The organism is Mycobacterium sp. ELW1 (genome assembly GCF_008329905.1).
In the GTDB taxonomy this organism is placed as follows: domain Bacteria; phylum Actinomycetota; class Actinomycetes; order Mycobacteriales; family Mycobacteriaceae; genus Mycobacterium.
In genome coordinates this window covers 1,772,150-1,786,628 of sequence record NZ_CP032155.1, presented here as the reverse complement: position 1 = coordinate 1,786,628, position 14,479 = coordinate 1,772,150, and the positions used below count along the sequence as shown (strand labels likewise).

The following is a 14,479-nucleotide window of genomic DNA, read 5'->3' as shown; positions in this document are numbered from 1 at the left end:
TCTGAACCCCTATGCAGAATCTTGGGCAGGAGCCGCCGCCGCCAGCCTCTCGCGTAGCGTCTTTGGCCGGATGTCAGTCCAGTTCTGTTCGATGTAGTCCAGGCACGCAGCTCGGTCCGCTTCCCCGTAGACCACCCGCCAGCCAGCCGGAACGTCGGCAAACACCGGCCACAGGCTGTGTTGATCTTCGTCGTTGACCAAAACCAGAAAGTTGCCGTTGTCGTCGTCAAAGGGGTTGACGCTCACCGGGCCTCCGACCATCTTTTATTGACATGCGAGTAAGAGCTTTCGAAACCTTACTGCCCCATGTGACCGCTGTCACGGAGTTGGATGTGAGCCATATCACTATGAAGTCCGCGTAATCCAGCAATCGCGCTCAAATGCGCTAAAGACGGCCATTGGCGCGTCACTTCCGCGGTGGAAGGGGCAACCCTTCGGTTGCCGCGCTAAAGGCGGCAAACCGCGGTGCGGAGTCCTCACCACTCCTTGGACCCGTCGACTCAGGCGTCACTCAGCGACGATTCCGACGGTCCAAGCGACCTCGGCTCAGCGGACCGGACGCAACCGAACGAGCCTCTCCAGCTGATCAGCCGCGGCCGCGGCGCTCCCCGAAGCCGGGGTGATCTTTGTCGCGAGCTCGCGTGCCCTGTCGAAGTAGTCCTGCGCGAGGATCTTACGCAGGTCTGCCACCAGCGACTCTTCTGTTGCCGTGGAGAAACGCCTCGCGGTGCCGACTTTCAACCGCTTGACGGCCGCGCCGTAGATCGCGTGAACCATGTCCCAGTAGAGAATCAGCTGAGGAACCCCTGCGCGCATCACGATGGGTGTTGTGCTTGAGCCACCGTGGTGAACAACCGCGCGACAGGCAGGAAAGACGGTCGCGTAGTTCATCGTGCCGACGACCTTGACGTGCTCTGGGCGCGCAACGTTGCTGAAATCGGTGCCTGCCGCGCCGATTAAAGCTCGCTCGCCCAAGCGCGTGCACGCCCCGCTGATCATCGCGATCGTGTCAGACGGAGATTCGACCGGGATGCTGCCGAATCCGAAGAAGATTGGCGGCGTTCCCTCCGCAATCCACGATGCGATCTCCTCATCGGAATCCGTCGCCAACTCCAAAGTCAGTGTGCCGACAAAGGGTCGTTGTTCTCGATACTCCGCCCATTCTGCTGCCAGTCCGGGAAAGCAAGCTTCGTCGTAGGCCTGAATTTCCAGCGATCCGCGCTTGGTGATCCTTCTAGGTGCGGATCCCGTCGACTTCGGCAGGCCCAGCTCTCGGCGCTGCGCGTCTTCGGCCTTCTTCGTCCCTCGCCACGACATCCACCAGAACGCCCTTACCGCCGAGCGGCCGAAACGCGGTGGTAGCAACGGCAAGACCTGGCCGTTAGGCCGCAGCGGGAAGTAATGCAAGGTGGCCAGCGGAATGTCGTAGCGTTCCGCAACATTCGCGGCAGCATCCTCAAAATTGATGCCGGTGAAGATGAGGTCGGCGCCGTCCGCGAGCGACATCAGCGTCGTGCTCATCTCCTGCCAGCCGCGCAGCAGAGGGCCGGCGATTTCGACCCGCGAGTCGATCAGCCGTCGGACCCGCCAGGGGTTACGGAAGAAGCACGTCCAGAACTCTCTGTGCGCATCCAGGATGGCCTTCGAATTCGGCCCGAAGGCGACGGCCGTGGGACCCGCAGCCTCGGTGAAGCCGACCAAGTCGGGCGGCACCGCCATGGTGACGTCATGCCCTCGTCGGACCAATTCACGACCAACCGCAAGGCTGGGTTCGATGTCACCGCGACTGCCCCATGTTGCCAGCACAATCTTCATCGCGAAAAGTAGACCCTTCTCCAATTCCCGGTGGACAGACTGCGGTCGTCGGCGCGCGCTCGACCGGTTCGTTCAGCCGCGCGCAGATCCGGCGCTGTCTTTGAGGAATTCGCCGAGATAGCGGGGCGATTTCAGGTTCAACAAACGCTTGCGGTCAGCCTTGAGATCCGCGTAACCGAGCGCTTCCACCTGCTGAACCGTGTAAGGCAGTGTCGATTCCGGAGTTCCCTTTCGGACGAACCCCAGGCCTTGATCGCACTTGAACACGCCAACCAACAAATCCGGGCGGGTGCTGCGCAGATGGACGATCGCCTTCCAGACATCGCCGTTCCAGATGCCGATCGCCAAAGGTCCTTTCTGCGATTTCATGTGGGCCTCCCACGACTCAGCGCGACGGCCGGCCAATTCGAAAGGAGGGTTACAGTCATGCAAGAAAATGACGCCATCGTCCTTCAAGAAGCGCAGGGTTCTCTCGACATCGCGCACCACTTGTTCATAGGTGTGCAACCCGTCGATGAGGGCCACGTCGATGGGGTGTTTCGCGAGGAAGTCCGCCTCGTCGTCAAAGAAGGCGTCGCTTGTCGTCTCGAAGTAGTAGGTTTCGCGACCGGTCGCGTCCGCGAGTTCCCGAGTGCGCTGCGTGAGGTTGAACGCGGGGTCGACGGCGAGCTTCACGTCCGCGCTGATCCGCTGGAACGCCTGGCCGCGTGACACACCAATCTCGAGATACACAGGGTTCGACCGGCTCGCAAGGGCGCGCTGGACGGCACGGATTCGATTCATACCCGGCAACGCGTCCACGACACGCACCAGTCCGGCGTTAATGCCCACGCAACGGTCCTCTCCACTCTTCAGGGCTTCTGACCACGGGATTCCGCACGCCAAAATCCGTCTCTGCTTCACTCGCTCCTGGCATTCCGCATCGTGGCGCCGCAGAAGAAATGACTCGTTCGTTACGTGAAGTTCAGCCACGAATCGAAACTAGGGCCACAGGTTAACGGCCAGCCGACGCCGTGTCCGTCACTTTGCTAAAACGATCGGACGCCGTGATCCTGGGGGCCACTGGGTCGCTCAATACCCCCTTCGCGCAAGCCTGTCAGCCCTTCTGTTGAACAACTTGGCTGGCCGCGGAAAGCTCACCGAGCCCGGTCAATTCCAGGCTCACCGATTTTCGCTGCCCGGCGGCCCCGAGCATGAAGGCAATGTCGCCGAGCGGTGCGCCCAGCCAGAATCTCCAGAACCGCTTGTCCCACACGGCCCAGGCGTAACTACCACCCCCGACGCTCCAATAAATCGTCAGAGAGATGAAGTAATACAGGAGCCGCTTCCAGGGCGCGGTGACCATCTCAACGTTCATCTCCCAGATCTCGAGACCCCACTTTCGGTAGCGCCATTCCAGCCCGTACCGACGTTGGAATTCGTAGAACGCACGCATCTCGCCGTTGGTAACCAGGTACTCGTCGAAGACGAGAATCGACCCCTCGACGAAGTGTCCCTTGCAGGTTTCCAGCGCATGCAGGCAGCTCTCATAGGTATCCAAATCCATGTGGAACAGCCGGATGGGGACACCCGGCCGCTCCGCAAGGAACGGAGCCAGCGTGTCGTAGGTGGTGCCCTTGACGAACTGAACTGCGCGGCCGAGCGAAGCAGGCACCCCGTCGTCGAGGTGTACGCCGGTCCCCGACATGAGTCGCTGTGCGAGTGGCTCTGACAACGCGAAGGTTCCGCTCTTGACGACGGTTTGGTCATCGATTTGCCAATCTTCGACAAGGCCTTCGAAGGTATCGAAGCCGTAAACCGTACGGCGGGAGGCCTCGGATGTCAGTCTGGTGGACCACCCGATCCACACCCCGAGATCGAGCAGGAGTTCATCGGGGTTCTGTCCGAAAGGCAGCGCCAAATCGGCGGCTTCCCGCAGCAACGGGTGGTCGTGAATTTTGCACTGCCGCAAGTCGGAAAGCGTGTGATCGATAAAGGCTCGGTACTCGTCCTCGTAAACCCGGACGTCCCGGGCGTAGAGGTTCGGGATATAGCGGTCTCGGCCCCTATAGATCATTCGGCCGCAGAGCCAGAGAACCACGACTACGCCGATGGCGACGAGAAGAACAGGCAGGAAGTAGCACGCCACCGCCAGCACCGTTCCGATGCCGACCAGTGTCGCTTTCCACAGACGATGGAGGGTGGTTCGATCCACCGTCCGCACGTCAGTAATTGTCATAGGTCAACTCCCATCAAAGACCTGGGCCTACCGCTTGGCGAAGATCGATACGTGCCGCCCGGTCAACGCCGCATCCACGGAGATAGGGTTACGCACTTTGGCAACGGCGCCGTCACCGAGTAACCGCCGGACGTACGCAGGATCCCACCCGCACCGTGAACTCGAATGGGCAGAGCATCCGCGCAGGCCGCCTCGGTTAGCGACGTACGTTTCCCGCAACTGTGCGGCGGCGCCGATGCGACGAGACTCTGTATCCGAGTCCTGTTGGCACGCAGAGCTTCACCAAATATGTTCACTCGCTCTACTTCCGGTTGGGTACTAGCTGTGCGTCGAAGACGACGGTGGCACGCCGTCGGGTTCTCAACGTGCGGTACCAGCTATGTGAATCCCCGACGCGATCGGACAGATATGTATGCCAGCACTGCTTGTCTGAAGAATCGCCCGCACAGGGGCCATGGTGGCATAGACCGCTAGACCGAGATGAGCGCTTTCGGCAAATTAACGGCGGCGAATGTGCCACAATGCCTCGACTCGGAAGGCCGCGTCTCGAAGAAGGCCGCGTTAGGGAAGAAGAAGGTGACTGTGCGTCAGACCGACAGCATTAGCCCTTCCCAGGAAGTGCAGGATCGACGCCCCGTACTGAAGGACTTCCGCCCCGACATCGAGGGTCTGCGCGGTTTCACCCTGTTGGCCATCCTCGGCTTTCACGCCGCGATCCCGGGTGTGGGCGGCGGTTTCGTCGGCCCGGACGTGTTCTTCATCATCTCGGGATTCGTCATTACCGGGCAGCTCTGGCATCAACTCAATAAGACCGGAACTCTGAAACTACGCAGTTTCTACGGCTCGCGGGCCCGCCGACTGCTGCCTGTTGCAGCCACCGTCATCGTTGTCACGCTGCTTGCCTCCGCTGCCATATTGTCGCCGCTGCAAGCCCGCACGGTCATGGGCGACGGTATCGCCAGCGCGCTCTACGTCGGCAATTATTGGTTCGTTTTCCAGAACGTCGACTACTTCGCCAACCACGAGCCCTCGCCGTTCGAGCATTACTGGACTCTGGGCGTCGAAGAGCAGTTCTACATGTTCTGGCCCCTCACACTCCTCGCGGTGGCATGGCTTGTCCGGCGTGTGCGCCCACGCAAAACGGCCGAGAAGGGCCTCTCTAAGCGACCGTTCATGGTGGTCTTCGGCCTGATCGTGGTCTTGTCTTTCCTGTCCTCGTTCGTCGAGACGTACTTGATGCAGGCCGTGGCGTACTTCTCTACCCACACCCGAGCATGGGACTTGGCAATCGGCGGAATGCTCGCTTTGAGCGCTGACCGATGGCGCCGCCTGCCCCCAAAGGCCGCGTGGGTCATCGGATCTGGCGGGCTGGCACTACTGCTCTTGGTGTGCAACCAATTTCCGGCGACGATCCCCTACCCCGGCTCCGCGGCACTCCTCCCCATGATCGCCACCGTGATGGTGATCGGGGCAGGTTGCGCACTGCCCACGCGAGGGGCCGGTCGAGTTCTCGGTTGGGGGCCGATGCGTACGATCGGTCGGTTGTCCTATTCGTGGTACCTGTGGCATTGGCCGGTGTTGGTGCTTGTGCCGATAGTGCTGGGCCACCCGCTCGGGCTGGCGGGCAGAGTGGCACTGGTCATCGCTTCCGGCCTCCTTGGCGTACTTACGTTCCGGTATGTCGAGACGCCATTGCGATATGCCGCTCGGCTGCAGCGCTCTCCCAAGCTCAGCCTCGCGCTCGGCGGCACTTTCACCGCGCTGGCGGCGTGTGTTGGCCTGGTGCTCCTGACGGTGGTGCAGCCCCCAGTCGGGCGCGGCAGTCCGGCGGCGGCCCTGACGATCACGACCGTACCTGTGCCCCCTGGTTCGAGCATCGCCGCCTACGATGCTGCAATCGAGCAGGCATTCGCACAGACACAGACCGCGGTCGCCAAATCGGTTGACCTCCAAGTCGTCCCGTCCAATCTCGATCCATCGCTCGCCGGCGTAGCGACGGAGTTGCAGGACATCTACTTCGGTGGCTGCCTACGCAGTCCCCTCGAACAGGGGCACGCGGAGTGCGCGACGGGCGATACCAGCTCGTCGACGACGGTGGCGGTGGTGGGCGATTCGAACGCCGCAATGTTCTTCCCGGCCTTTCAACAGGTGGTTGCCCAGAGGCATTGGCGACTGCTGATGTTGGCCAAGGGCAACTGCCCGATGATCAACTTGCCGAACAACGGGCTGCTCGGACGGTTGGCCGAACATGCTCAACACTGCCAGGAGTGGCGCGGTCAGATCCTGGCTCGCCTGCTCGCCGCGCCGCCCCAGTTGGTTGTGGTGAGTATGTGGCGTGGGTTCGGCACCGGGGAGGCGTTGACGGGTTTCCACGCCTACGACTCGGTTTGGCTGGACAGCCTGACCCACCTCGTGCAGCAACTGCGCAAGGCGGGTTCCAAAGTCCTTGTCCTCGGGCCTATCCCGAGCGCAGGCAGGATAAATGTGCCGACATGCGTATCTGGCCATCTGTTTGATGTGTCAGCCTGCGGACTGTCAAAAGCCAAGGCGTTCAACCCATCCGGCATGTCGGCGGAGGCGGCCTCCACCGAGGCCGCTGGTGGCACTTACGCTGATCTCACCGACCTGTACTGCGCCGCAGACCGTTGCCCGGCCATCGTCGGCAACAACTTGGTTTATCTCGACAAGACACACATGACGTTGGCCTACTCCCGGACGTTAGGGCCGGCATTGGGCGCGCTGGCGGACCGCGCGCTGGCCCAGAAATAGCTGACCATGTCCTCAGTCGACAGCGTTTTCTCGGCTGAGTCGCTGCCGGATCAGCGTTCGGCCGCAATGAAATTCCGCCCCGACATCGAGGGTCTGCGGGCTGTCGCAGTGTTGGCTGTTAGGCTGTTTCACGCTCACATCCCAGGGGCGAACGGTGGATTCGTCGGCGTCGACGTATTTTTCGTGATCTCAGGTTTCCTGATCACCGGCCTGCTCTGGCGTGAAGCGCGGTCAACCGGCTCGGTGCGCCTCCGCAAGTTCTACGGCGCGCGAGCCCGCCGACTGCTCCCGGCCTCAGCGTTGGTCATTGTTGTGACACTGGTTGCCTCAGCTGTCCTGTTACCCCCGTTGCGGGTCCCAACCGTCATCTACGACGGCATCGCCAGCGCGCTGTACGTAGGCAACTACTGGCTGATCATCGGCGACGTCAACTACTTCGCCGACCTCCTGACGCCCTCGCCGTTCGAGCACTACTGGTCCCTGGGCGTCGAGGAGCAGTTCTATCTGATATGGCCGATGTTGATTCTCGCCACGGCATCGGTCGTCCGACGGGCACGCCGACGCAGTAGAACCGGAGCAACCACGTCGCAGACCCCCTACCTGGTGGTCCTGGCACTGATCGCCGCTGTGTCGTTCACGCTATCGCTCGGGCTTACGTACGTCGCTGCTCCCGCCGCGTATTTTTCGCTGCCCACCCGAGCGTGGGAATTGGCCGCCGGCGGTCTCGTCGCGCTGACCGCCACGCGCTGGCAACGCTTGTCGCCAAGGGTCGCCGCGGTCGCCGGATGGGCTGGGCTGGGCGCGATCGTGCTGGCCTGCGTCCAGTTGACTTCACATACACCGTACCCGGGTGCTGCCGCACTACTGCCGGTTGTCGGTGCGGCGCTTGTGATTGCCGCCGGGTGTGCGACGCCGTCGCAGGGGTCCGGGCGCCTGCTTGGACTGCCGCCGATGCGTGCGATGGGCCGAATCTCATATTCGTGGTACCTGTGGCATTGGCCAGTGCTGCTCTTGACCCCGCTGTTGGTGGGTCATTCGCTGGGCCTGACCGCCCGCGTGGCAGCGATATTGGTTTCCGCTGGTCTGGCCGCACTCACCCTGTGGCTTGTTGAAAATCCGCTGAGATTCGCCCCGGCCGTGCGTGATTCACCCCGGCGCAGTCTCGGTCTTGGCGCTGCGGCCACCGCGGTCGCGGTCAGCGTGGGCATCGCGCTGCTGTCTGTGTTACCCAACCCGATAGGGCGAGGCGTGCCGGTGGCGTCAGCGACGATCAGTGTGGCTGCTGTACCGGCAGGCTCTGGCGTCGGCGCCTATGACACAGCGGTACATGCTGCGTTCGCTCAGGCGCAGGCAGCTGTGGCCGCCTCAGTCGGCATTCAAGCCGTCCCGTCGAATCTGCAACCGCGGCTTGCCGAAAAGGGCGCAGAGCAACAGGATCCGTACCTCGGAGGCTGCCTGCGCACGCCTTACCAATCAGGACATCCAGAATGCGCGACCGGCGATACCTCGTCGCCGACGACAGTGGCCCTGTTCGGCGACTCGCACGCAGCGATGTGGAACCCGGCGTTCCAGGAACTCGCCGCACAACGACACTGGCGACTAGAGACGCTGGCAAAGGGGGCGTGTCCACCGGTGGCCGTGCGCGCCGACACCTTCTTCCATCGCCTGCTCGAGCAAGCTCAGCACTGCGAACAGTGGCGCGCCGAGGTCCTAGCCCGGTTACGCGCTGAGCGCCCCCGCCTGGTCGTCATCAGCATGTGGCGGGCATACGGAAGCGACGAATCACTATCTGGCTTCACGCCATTCGACCCAGGGTGGATCACCAGCCTGACCCGCCTCGTGCAGCAGCTACGCGACAACGGCACCGAGGTGCTGGTGCTCGGGCCCATTCCGGCTCCTCACCAATCGATACCGGTATGCGTGTCCGGCCACCTCGATGATGCAACAGCCTGCACGTTGTCGAGGTCGACCGCGGTCAACCAATCCGGTATCAACGCCGAGGCCGCCGCCACCGAAGCAGGTGGTGGACACTACGTCGATGTCACCGACCTGTTCTGCACGACTGACCTTTGCCCGGCCATCGTCGGAAACACCCTGGTCTATCAGGACGTGGCTCACATGACGCGTGAGTATTCGCGTCATGTGGCACCGGTGATGGGCGCACTGGCCGACCGCGCACTCGCCCAGGCTTACCGATAGCTTCGACGCAGACCAGCATCACCGCCCGCATCGTTCAATTGATTGCAGCAGTGCGCGAGTGCGCTTGGGCGTATCGCTCTACCAAATCGGCCGCAAGCGCCGCACCCTTGGCCGGTTCCGTCATCCCCGCCGCGAGTTCGCGGGCACGGGCAACAAAATCCGGACGCAGAATGTGGCGCAGGTCCGCAACGAGCGATGTCCTGGTGACGCTCGAAAAGCGACGAGCGGTACCCACCCCCAGTCGTTTGACCGAGGTCCCCCAAAGGCGTTGATTGATGTCGGTGGACAAGATCAACGTGGGCACACCGGCCCGCAAGCCTAACGCCGTGGTCCCCGCGCCACCGTGGTGGACCACCGCGCGGCAGGTAGGAAAAATGGTCGCGAAGTTAAGCGCACCAACTACTTTCACGTGCTCCAGCTCTGGGACATCGCTGAAATCGCTCGATCCCGCGCACACCAAAGCACGCTCACCCAACTGCGCGCAGGCTGAGCCGATCATCGCGATAGCGTCCGCTGGAGATTCGACCGGCATGCTTCCGAAACCGAAGAAAATCGGCGGCGTCCCGGCGGCGATCCAGGATGCGACCTCCTCATCGTCATCGGTCGCCAACTCCATAGTCAGCGCACCCACAAATGGCCGATCCCACCGCTGCCATTCCTCGGCCAACCCGGGGAAGCACACCTCGTCGTAGGCCTGGATTTCCAGGCAACCCGCCTCACGAATTCGCCGCGCCCAAGGACTCGTAGACTTGGGCAGACCCAGTTCGTATCGCTGTGCATCCTCAAAGTTCTTCGACCCGCGCCACGCCACCCACTGGAATGCCGTCATGATCGAGCGCCCCAACCACGCTGGCCGGATCGGCAGGAGCCGACCATTGGCTCGCAGCGGAAACCACTGCAGTGTCGCCAGAGGAATGTTGTAGCGTTCCGCGACGCTGACCGCGACTTCTTCGAAATTCATGGTGGTCAACACCAGGTCTGCCGATTGAGCCATGGCCGCCAGGGTCGGGATCATCTCACTTCGGGACTCGCTCAGTGGATCAAGGAAATCCCGGTACATCCGGCCCAACGAACGAATTCGCCATGGCGCACGGAAGAAACTGGTCCAGAAATCACGGTATCTGCCCAGAATGTCATTCAGGCGCGGGCCAAAAGCGACTGCTGTGAGTCCGACAGACTCGGCGAACCCAACGAGGTCAGGCGCCACGGCGATGTGCACGTCGTGCCCTCGGCGCAGCAGCTCACGCCCCACTGCTGCGCACGGCTCGATTTCTCCGCGGCTACCCCAATTGACCAATGCAAACTTCACGCGCTGCGACCCCCGCTCAACAGCACAAACGCCGTTTTGGACACCCTGCCAAGCCCAATCGATCCCTGCAAGTCGAAACTTGTCGGTTGGAGGCTACCTTGCCCCAGGCGCGTAGCAGGAGTGATTTCGGCACACCGCAGGCACCCCACAGCTTGCGCCGCGCCTGAATGGTGTCACCGCCGGGCCAGTAGGAGTCTGCCCCATCTTCGCGGAGCACGACCTACGCGCCTCACGAACTCGTTCTGCTCAATCGAGCTCGAATGTGATCACCGATAAGGCTCCTCAATATCGCTTGACCATCTCCAAATAATCTGATGGATCTATATGTAAGAATGCCTCGACTCGAAGACCGCATCGGCCCCAGCTGGCGAGAATGTCGACCGGGAGGGACGTGTCCGACGACACCGTCGGTCGACATTCTCGAGAATTGGTGAGCTCAGCCGTCAGGAACCGGAGGCATCAGCTTTTGTCACAATCAGTTTTGATCACCGGAGGAGCCGGGTTCATTGGTTCCGCACTTTCGCGGCCCTTGGCCGAGGCCGGCTACGACGTCGCTGTCGTAGATGTCCTGCACCCGCAAGTACACGGCGACCAGGCGGCGATCGACCTACCGTCATCGGTCCGGTTCTTCACCGGCGACGTCACGCATGCGCCCGACTTGGATGCCGTGCTTCGACTGTTCCGACCGACCCAAATAGTGCACCTGGCGGCTGAAACCGGAACGGCGCAGTCGCTGTCCGAAGCGACCCGTCACGGCGCGGTCAACGTGGTGGGCACGACCCAACTCCTGGATGCCCTAAGCCGTTCAGGGCATGTTCCCGAACAGCTGGTCGTCGCCTCGTCTCGGGCTGTGTATGGCGAGGGCGCCTGGCAATCCGGCGAACACATCTTCTATCCGCGGCCCCGCAGCCACGCTCAGCTCGAGGCCGGTGTCTGGGATCCCCAAGGCCCCACGGGTGATCCTGCAACGCCGATTCCGAGCTGTGCCAGCCGAACCGAGCCCCGTCCCACCAACATTTACGCCGCGACGAAGCTCGCCCAGGAGCACATTCTCGCGGCGTGGGCGGCAGCTCATGACACCAATCTCAGCGTGCTGCGCCTGCAGAATGTCTACGGTCCTGGTCAGTCGCTAACGAATTCCTACACCGGAATCGTCGCCTTGTTTGCCCGGCTGGCGCGCGAGCACCACGCACTGGAGGTATACGAAGACGGTCGCATCGTGCGCGATTTCGTCTACATCGACGACGTCGTGCAAGCGCTGTCTTCGGCCATTGCGACACCCGCTGCCACATCGCGTTACCTCGATATCGGCTCAGGCGCCCCGACGACCGTCCACGAGTTGGCGCGGAAGGTCGCCACCATCTGTGGCGCCCCCGATCCTGTCATCGTGGCGAAGTTCCGTGATGGCGACGTACGCGCAGCCAGGTGTGACATTGAGCCGGCAATCACAGAACTGGCCTGGCGTCCCAAGTGGTCGCTGGACGCAGGCCTGCCCGCGCTGCTCGACTGGATCGCTGAGCAGCCCAAATGACCCTCACCGGCCGAATGCCAGGGGGCACACACCACAGCCGCGACCAAGTGGGATGCTCTCCCTTAGGCAAGTTCGCCCGGACCGCAGCCACAACAGATATCGTCAGTTTTCGTGATTGAGCTCGATGCTGTAGCTAAGACGTTCGACGGAGGCGTACGGGCTCTGGAGGACGTGACCTTTTCGGTGGCCGCCGGATCGGTCTGCGGTGTGCTCGGCCATAACGGTGCCGGCAAAACAACGACGATCAAGATTCTGTCCACCTTGCTGCGACCGTCCTCAGGCCAAGCGATTGTTGCGGGCTACGACGTGGTCGGCGATCCCGCACGAGTACGCGAAAGCATCGGAACCACCGGGCAGGTCGCAGCGCTCGATTGGCAGCTCACCGGCCGCGAGAACCTGGTGCTGTTCGGTCGGCTACGTGGATTGCGTCGCAAGGATGCGCAACTGCGGGCCGACGATCTCATCGACCAGTTCGATATGGCGCAAGCCGCTGATCGGCGGTTGGGCGAGTATTCGGTCGGGATGCAGCGCCGCATCGATATCGCCGCCGCGCTGGTGGTTCGGCCGAAGGTGTTATTCCTCGATGAGCCGACAACCGGGCTGGACCCGCGCAGTCGGCGCGCGGTGTGGGACACCGTGTCATCACTTTCGGACCAGGGTGTCACAGTCCTTCTCACGACCCAGTATCTCGAAGAGGCCGACGTACTCAGCGATTCAATCGTCGTGATCGATCACGGTCGCGTCATCGCCAACGGGACAGCCGAAGACCTCAAAGGTCGCGTCGGATTCAGTTACTGCACCGTGAGTCCGGTCAATCCCGCCGATCTGTCAAAGATCTTCGACGTTGTCGCCGATCTTGAGGATGCCGAGTGTGACGACGAAGCGAACACCGTTTCCGTCCGAGCAACCGATGGCGTGGCGACACTCAGCGAGGTATTCCGTCGCGTCGACAGGCTCGACGTCGAGCTCACTGACATAGCTCTCCGCAAGCCGTCACTAGACGAAGCGTTTTTGCACCTCACCCGGAATGTCGCCACGTGACGGCGGTTGCTGCACTCACCGAACGCATGGTCCGCAGCACGCTGCACCAGGATCTGCCGTTCGCAATTCTGGTGCCGGCCGGACAGTTCATCGTCTTCAACTTCGCGTTGCAGGGTGTGATCGACACCGGGACAGCGACCTACTCGCAGTATCTCCTACCGGTCATCATCATCCAGTTCACGCTTCTCGCCGCGCTGACCACCGTCGAACACGCCACGCGAGATCAGCAGTCCGGGTTCGGGATTCGGCTACGCACGCTCCCCATCCCATTGGTGGCACCACTGATTGCGCGGATGCTGTACTGCCTCTTGCGTGGGACAGTCGCCCTGGCCGCGGCGATTGCGGTCGGGTACATATTCGGCTTCCGCATGACAGGTGGACTTTTCTATACGGTCGGGTTTGCCGTTTTTGTTTTGGCCTTCACATTGGCACTGTCGCTCGGCGCAGATGCCACGGGGACCGGGATCGCGGGGTCGGCCATCGGACGAAATGGGACCGCCAGCCAAGTGCTCTTGGTTCCCCAGATGCTGCTGGTGATGATGTCTACAGGGATGGCACCGGCTGACGCATTCCCAGATTGGGTGCAACCTTTCGTGGTGTATCAACCCATTTCGCAAATCGCGGAAACACTGCGAGGCTTCGCCTCCGGCCACGTTGTAGGTAGCAACGTGCTGACCAGTGTGGCCTGGTGCCTCGTTCTGCTTGCGGTATTCGGCGTACTAGCTGTCCGGGCGCAGAGGCGAACGGAATGACCATGAACACAACAACGCAGGAACCATCTTTGCGGAGCTCGATGCCCGCTGAAAGTCTGTTGTTCGCCGGACGCTTGCTGACCCACTGGCGGAGGGAACCGGTAGTCCCGATACAAGCATTGCTGTATCCGAGCTTCCTACTGATTGCCTACAACTTCCTGGTCGCCAAGTCGATCATGACAATCACCGGCAAGGATGCACTTCCCGGCCTGGTGGCGACATGCGCGGTGGCAGGTGCCCTATTCGGTGCCATGGCAGCGACTTTCACCATTCGGATCGAACGGGAATGGGGAATCCTCAGCCGATTCTGGGTATTGCCCGTGCACCGGGCCAGCGCCCTGACCGGCAGGCTCATCGCAGACGCCACACGGACGCTGGCAGGTTCCATCATCATTACTGCAGTTGGCGTTGGCCTCGGCCTTAGATTCACAGGTGGATGGTTTTCCGTAATCCCGTTCGTACTGGTCCCAGTGATGGTCGGCGTCGTCTTCTCGACCGCACTTATTGCTATCGCGGTCCATTCGACGAGTAATAACCTGCTCGTCTGGCTGGGGGTACCGGCCATAGCCATGGTGTTCGCCAGCTCCGGAGCCCCTCCAATAGAGATGTTTCCGGGATGGCTTCAGCCACTGGTCCGGTTCCAGCCCATGTGGTCGGCGATTAAGTTCATGCGCTCACTCGCTGAAGGGCGTCATCCCGCGTGGGGATCGCTTCTGGTGATCTGCCTATGGGGTCTGGTATTGGCCACACTGATCGGACCACTAGCCATCCGGGGTTACCGGGCCGCGGCCGAGTCGGGCCGCTGACCAAACACCACGGCGTGTGGGTTCTGCCGGTGAATGTCG

General features: G+C 62.0%; 11 protein-coding genes. 6 read left to right on the top strand and 5 right to left on the bottom strand.

The genetic code is table 11. The annotated features are described in order from the left end of the window. Nucleotides 1-9 precede the first annotated feature (9 nt). The 4 genes from D3H54_RS08315 to D3H54_RS08300 form a co-directional block, all read right to left on the bottom strand. Complete coding sequence (locus D3H54_RS08315) at nt 10-246, bottom strand: MbtH family protein (protein WP_149378643.1); 237 nt, start codon at nt 244-246, stop codon at nt 10-12. A 300-nt stretch (nt 247-546) separates the two neighbouring features. Continuing rightward, the gene (locus D3H54_RS08310) at nt 547-1,815 is read right to left on the bottom strand and encodes a glycosyltransferase (RefSeq protein WP_149378642.1); all 1,269 of its coding nucleotides are present in this window, start codon (nt 1,813-1,815) and stop codon (nt 547-549) included. A gap of 72 nt (nt 1,816-1,887) precedes the next feature. After that, nucleotides 1,888-2,646, bottom strand: a complete 759-nt coding sequence (locus D3H54_RS08305) for a class I SAM-dependent methyltransferase (protein WP_286199176.1) — start codon at nt 2,644-2,646, stop codon at nt 1,888-1,890. 265 nt (nt 2,647-2,911) lie between these two features. Then, on the bottom strand, nt 2,912-4,033 hold the full coding sequence (locus tag D3H54_RS08300) for a class I SAM-dependent methyltransferase (RefSeq protein WP_149378641.1): 1,122 nt from the start codon (nt 4,031-4,033) through the stop codon (nt 2,912-2,914). 480 nt (nt 4,034-4,513) lie between these two features. On the opposite strand from D3H54_RS08300, the gene D3H54_RS08295 reads away from it, so the two are divergent. Further along, nucleotides 4,514-6,802, top strand: a complete 2,289-nt coding sequence (locus D3H54_RS08295; RefSeq protein WP_149378640.1) for an acyltransferase family protein — start codon at nt 4,514-4,516, stop codon at nt 6,800-6,802. A 6-nt stretch (nt 6,803-6,808) separates the two neighbouring features. Then, nucleotides 6,809-9,001 (top strand): acyltransferase family protein, encoded by a 2,193-nt coding sequence (locus D3H54_RS08290; RefSeq protein ID WP_432246524.1) that lies wholly within the window; start codon nt 6,809-6,811, stop codon nt 8,999-9,001. A 34-nt stretch (nt 9,002-9,035) separates the two neighbouring features. On the opposite strand, the gene D3H54_RS08285 is transcribed toward D3H54_RS08290, so the two are convergent. Then, nucleotides 9,036-10,310, bottom strand: coding sequence for a glycosyltransferase (locus D3H54_RS08285; protein ID WP_149378639.1), 1,275 nt, complete (start codon nt 10,308-10,310; stop codon nt 9,036-9,038). Between the two features lie 466 nt (nt 10,311-10,776). Here D3H54_RS08285 and D3H54_RS08280 point away from each other — a divergent pair, with 466 nt between their 5' ends. The 4 genes from D3H54_RS08280 (at nt 10,777) to D3H54_RS31715 (ending at nt 14,440) form a co-directional block, all read left to right on the top strand. Then, nucleotides 10,777-11,841, top strand: coding sequence for an NAD-dependent epimerase/dehydratase family protein (locus D3H54_RS08280; RefSeq protein ID WP_286199175.1), 1,065 nt, complete (start codon nt 10,777-10,779; stop codon nt 11,839-11,841). Nucleotides 11,842-11,952: 111 nt separating this feature from the next. Next, nucleotides 11,953-12,882, top strand: a complete 930-nt coding sequence (locus D3H54_RS08275) for an ATP-binding cassette domain-containing protein (protein ID WP_149378637.1) — start codon at nt 11,953-11,955, stop codon at nt 12,880-12,882. Continuing rightward, nucleotides 12,879-13,634, top strand: coding sequence for an ABC transporter permease (locus D3H54_RS31720; protein ID WP_286199174.1), 756 nt, complete (start codon nt 12,879-12,881; stop codon nt 13,632-13,634). Before D3H54_RS08275 ends, D3H54_RS31720 begins: the two co-directional genes overlap by 4 nt. Then, nucleotides 13,631-14,440: an ABC transporter permease gene (locus D3H54_RS31715; protein WP_286199173.1), complete on the top strand. Its 810-nt coding sequence runs from the start codon at nt 13,631-13,633 to the stop codon at nt 14,438-14,440. The genes D3H54_RS31720 and D3H54_RS31715 overlap by 4 nt, the downstream gene beginning before the upstream one ends. The last annotated feature ends 39 nt before the right edge of the window (nt 14,441-14,479 follow it).

Bases quoted from the DNA above. Each gene is read 5' to 3' on its own strand.
- D3H54_RS08300 (WP_149378641.1), bottom strand. From the start codon at position 4,033: ATGACAATTACTGACGTGCGGACGGTGGATCGAACCACCCTCCATCGT.
- D3H54_RS08295 (WP_149378640.1), top strand. From the start codon at position 4,514: ATGAGCGCTTTCGGCAAATTAACGGCGGCGAATGTGCCACAATGCCTC.
- D3H54_RS08310 (WP_149378642.1), bottom strand. From the start codon at position 1,815: ATGAAGATTGTGCTGGCAACATGGGGCAGTCGCGGTGACATCGAACCC.
- D3H54_RS08290 (WP_432246524.1), top strand. From the start codon at position 6,809: ATGTCCTCAGTCGACAGCGTTTTCTCGGCTGAGTCGCTGCCGGATCAG.
- D3H54_RS31715 (WP_286199173.1), top strand. From the start codon at position 13,631: ATGACCATGAACACAACAACGCAGGAACCATCTTTGCGGAGCTCGATG.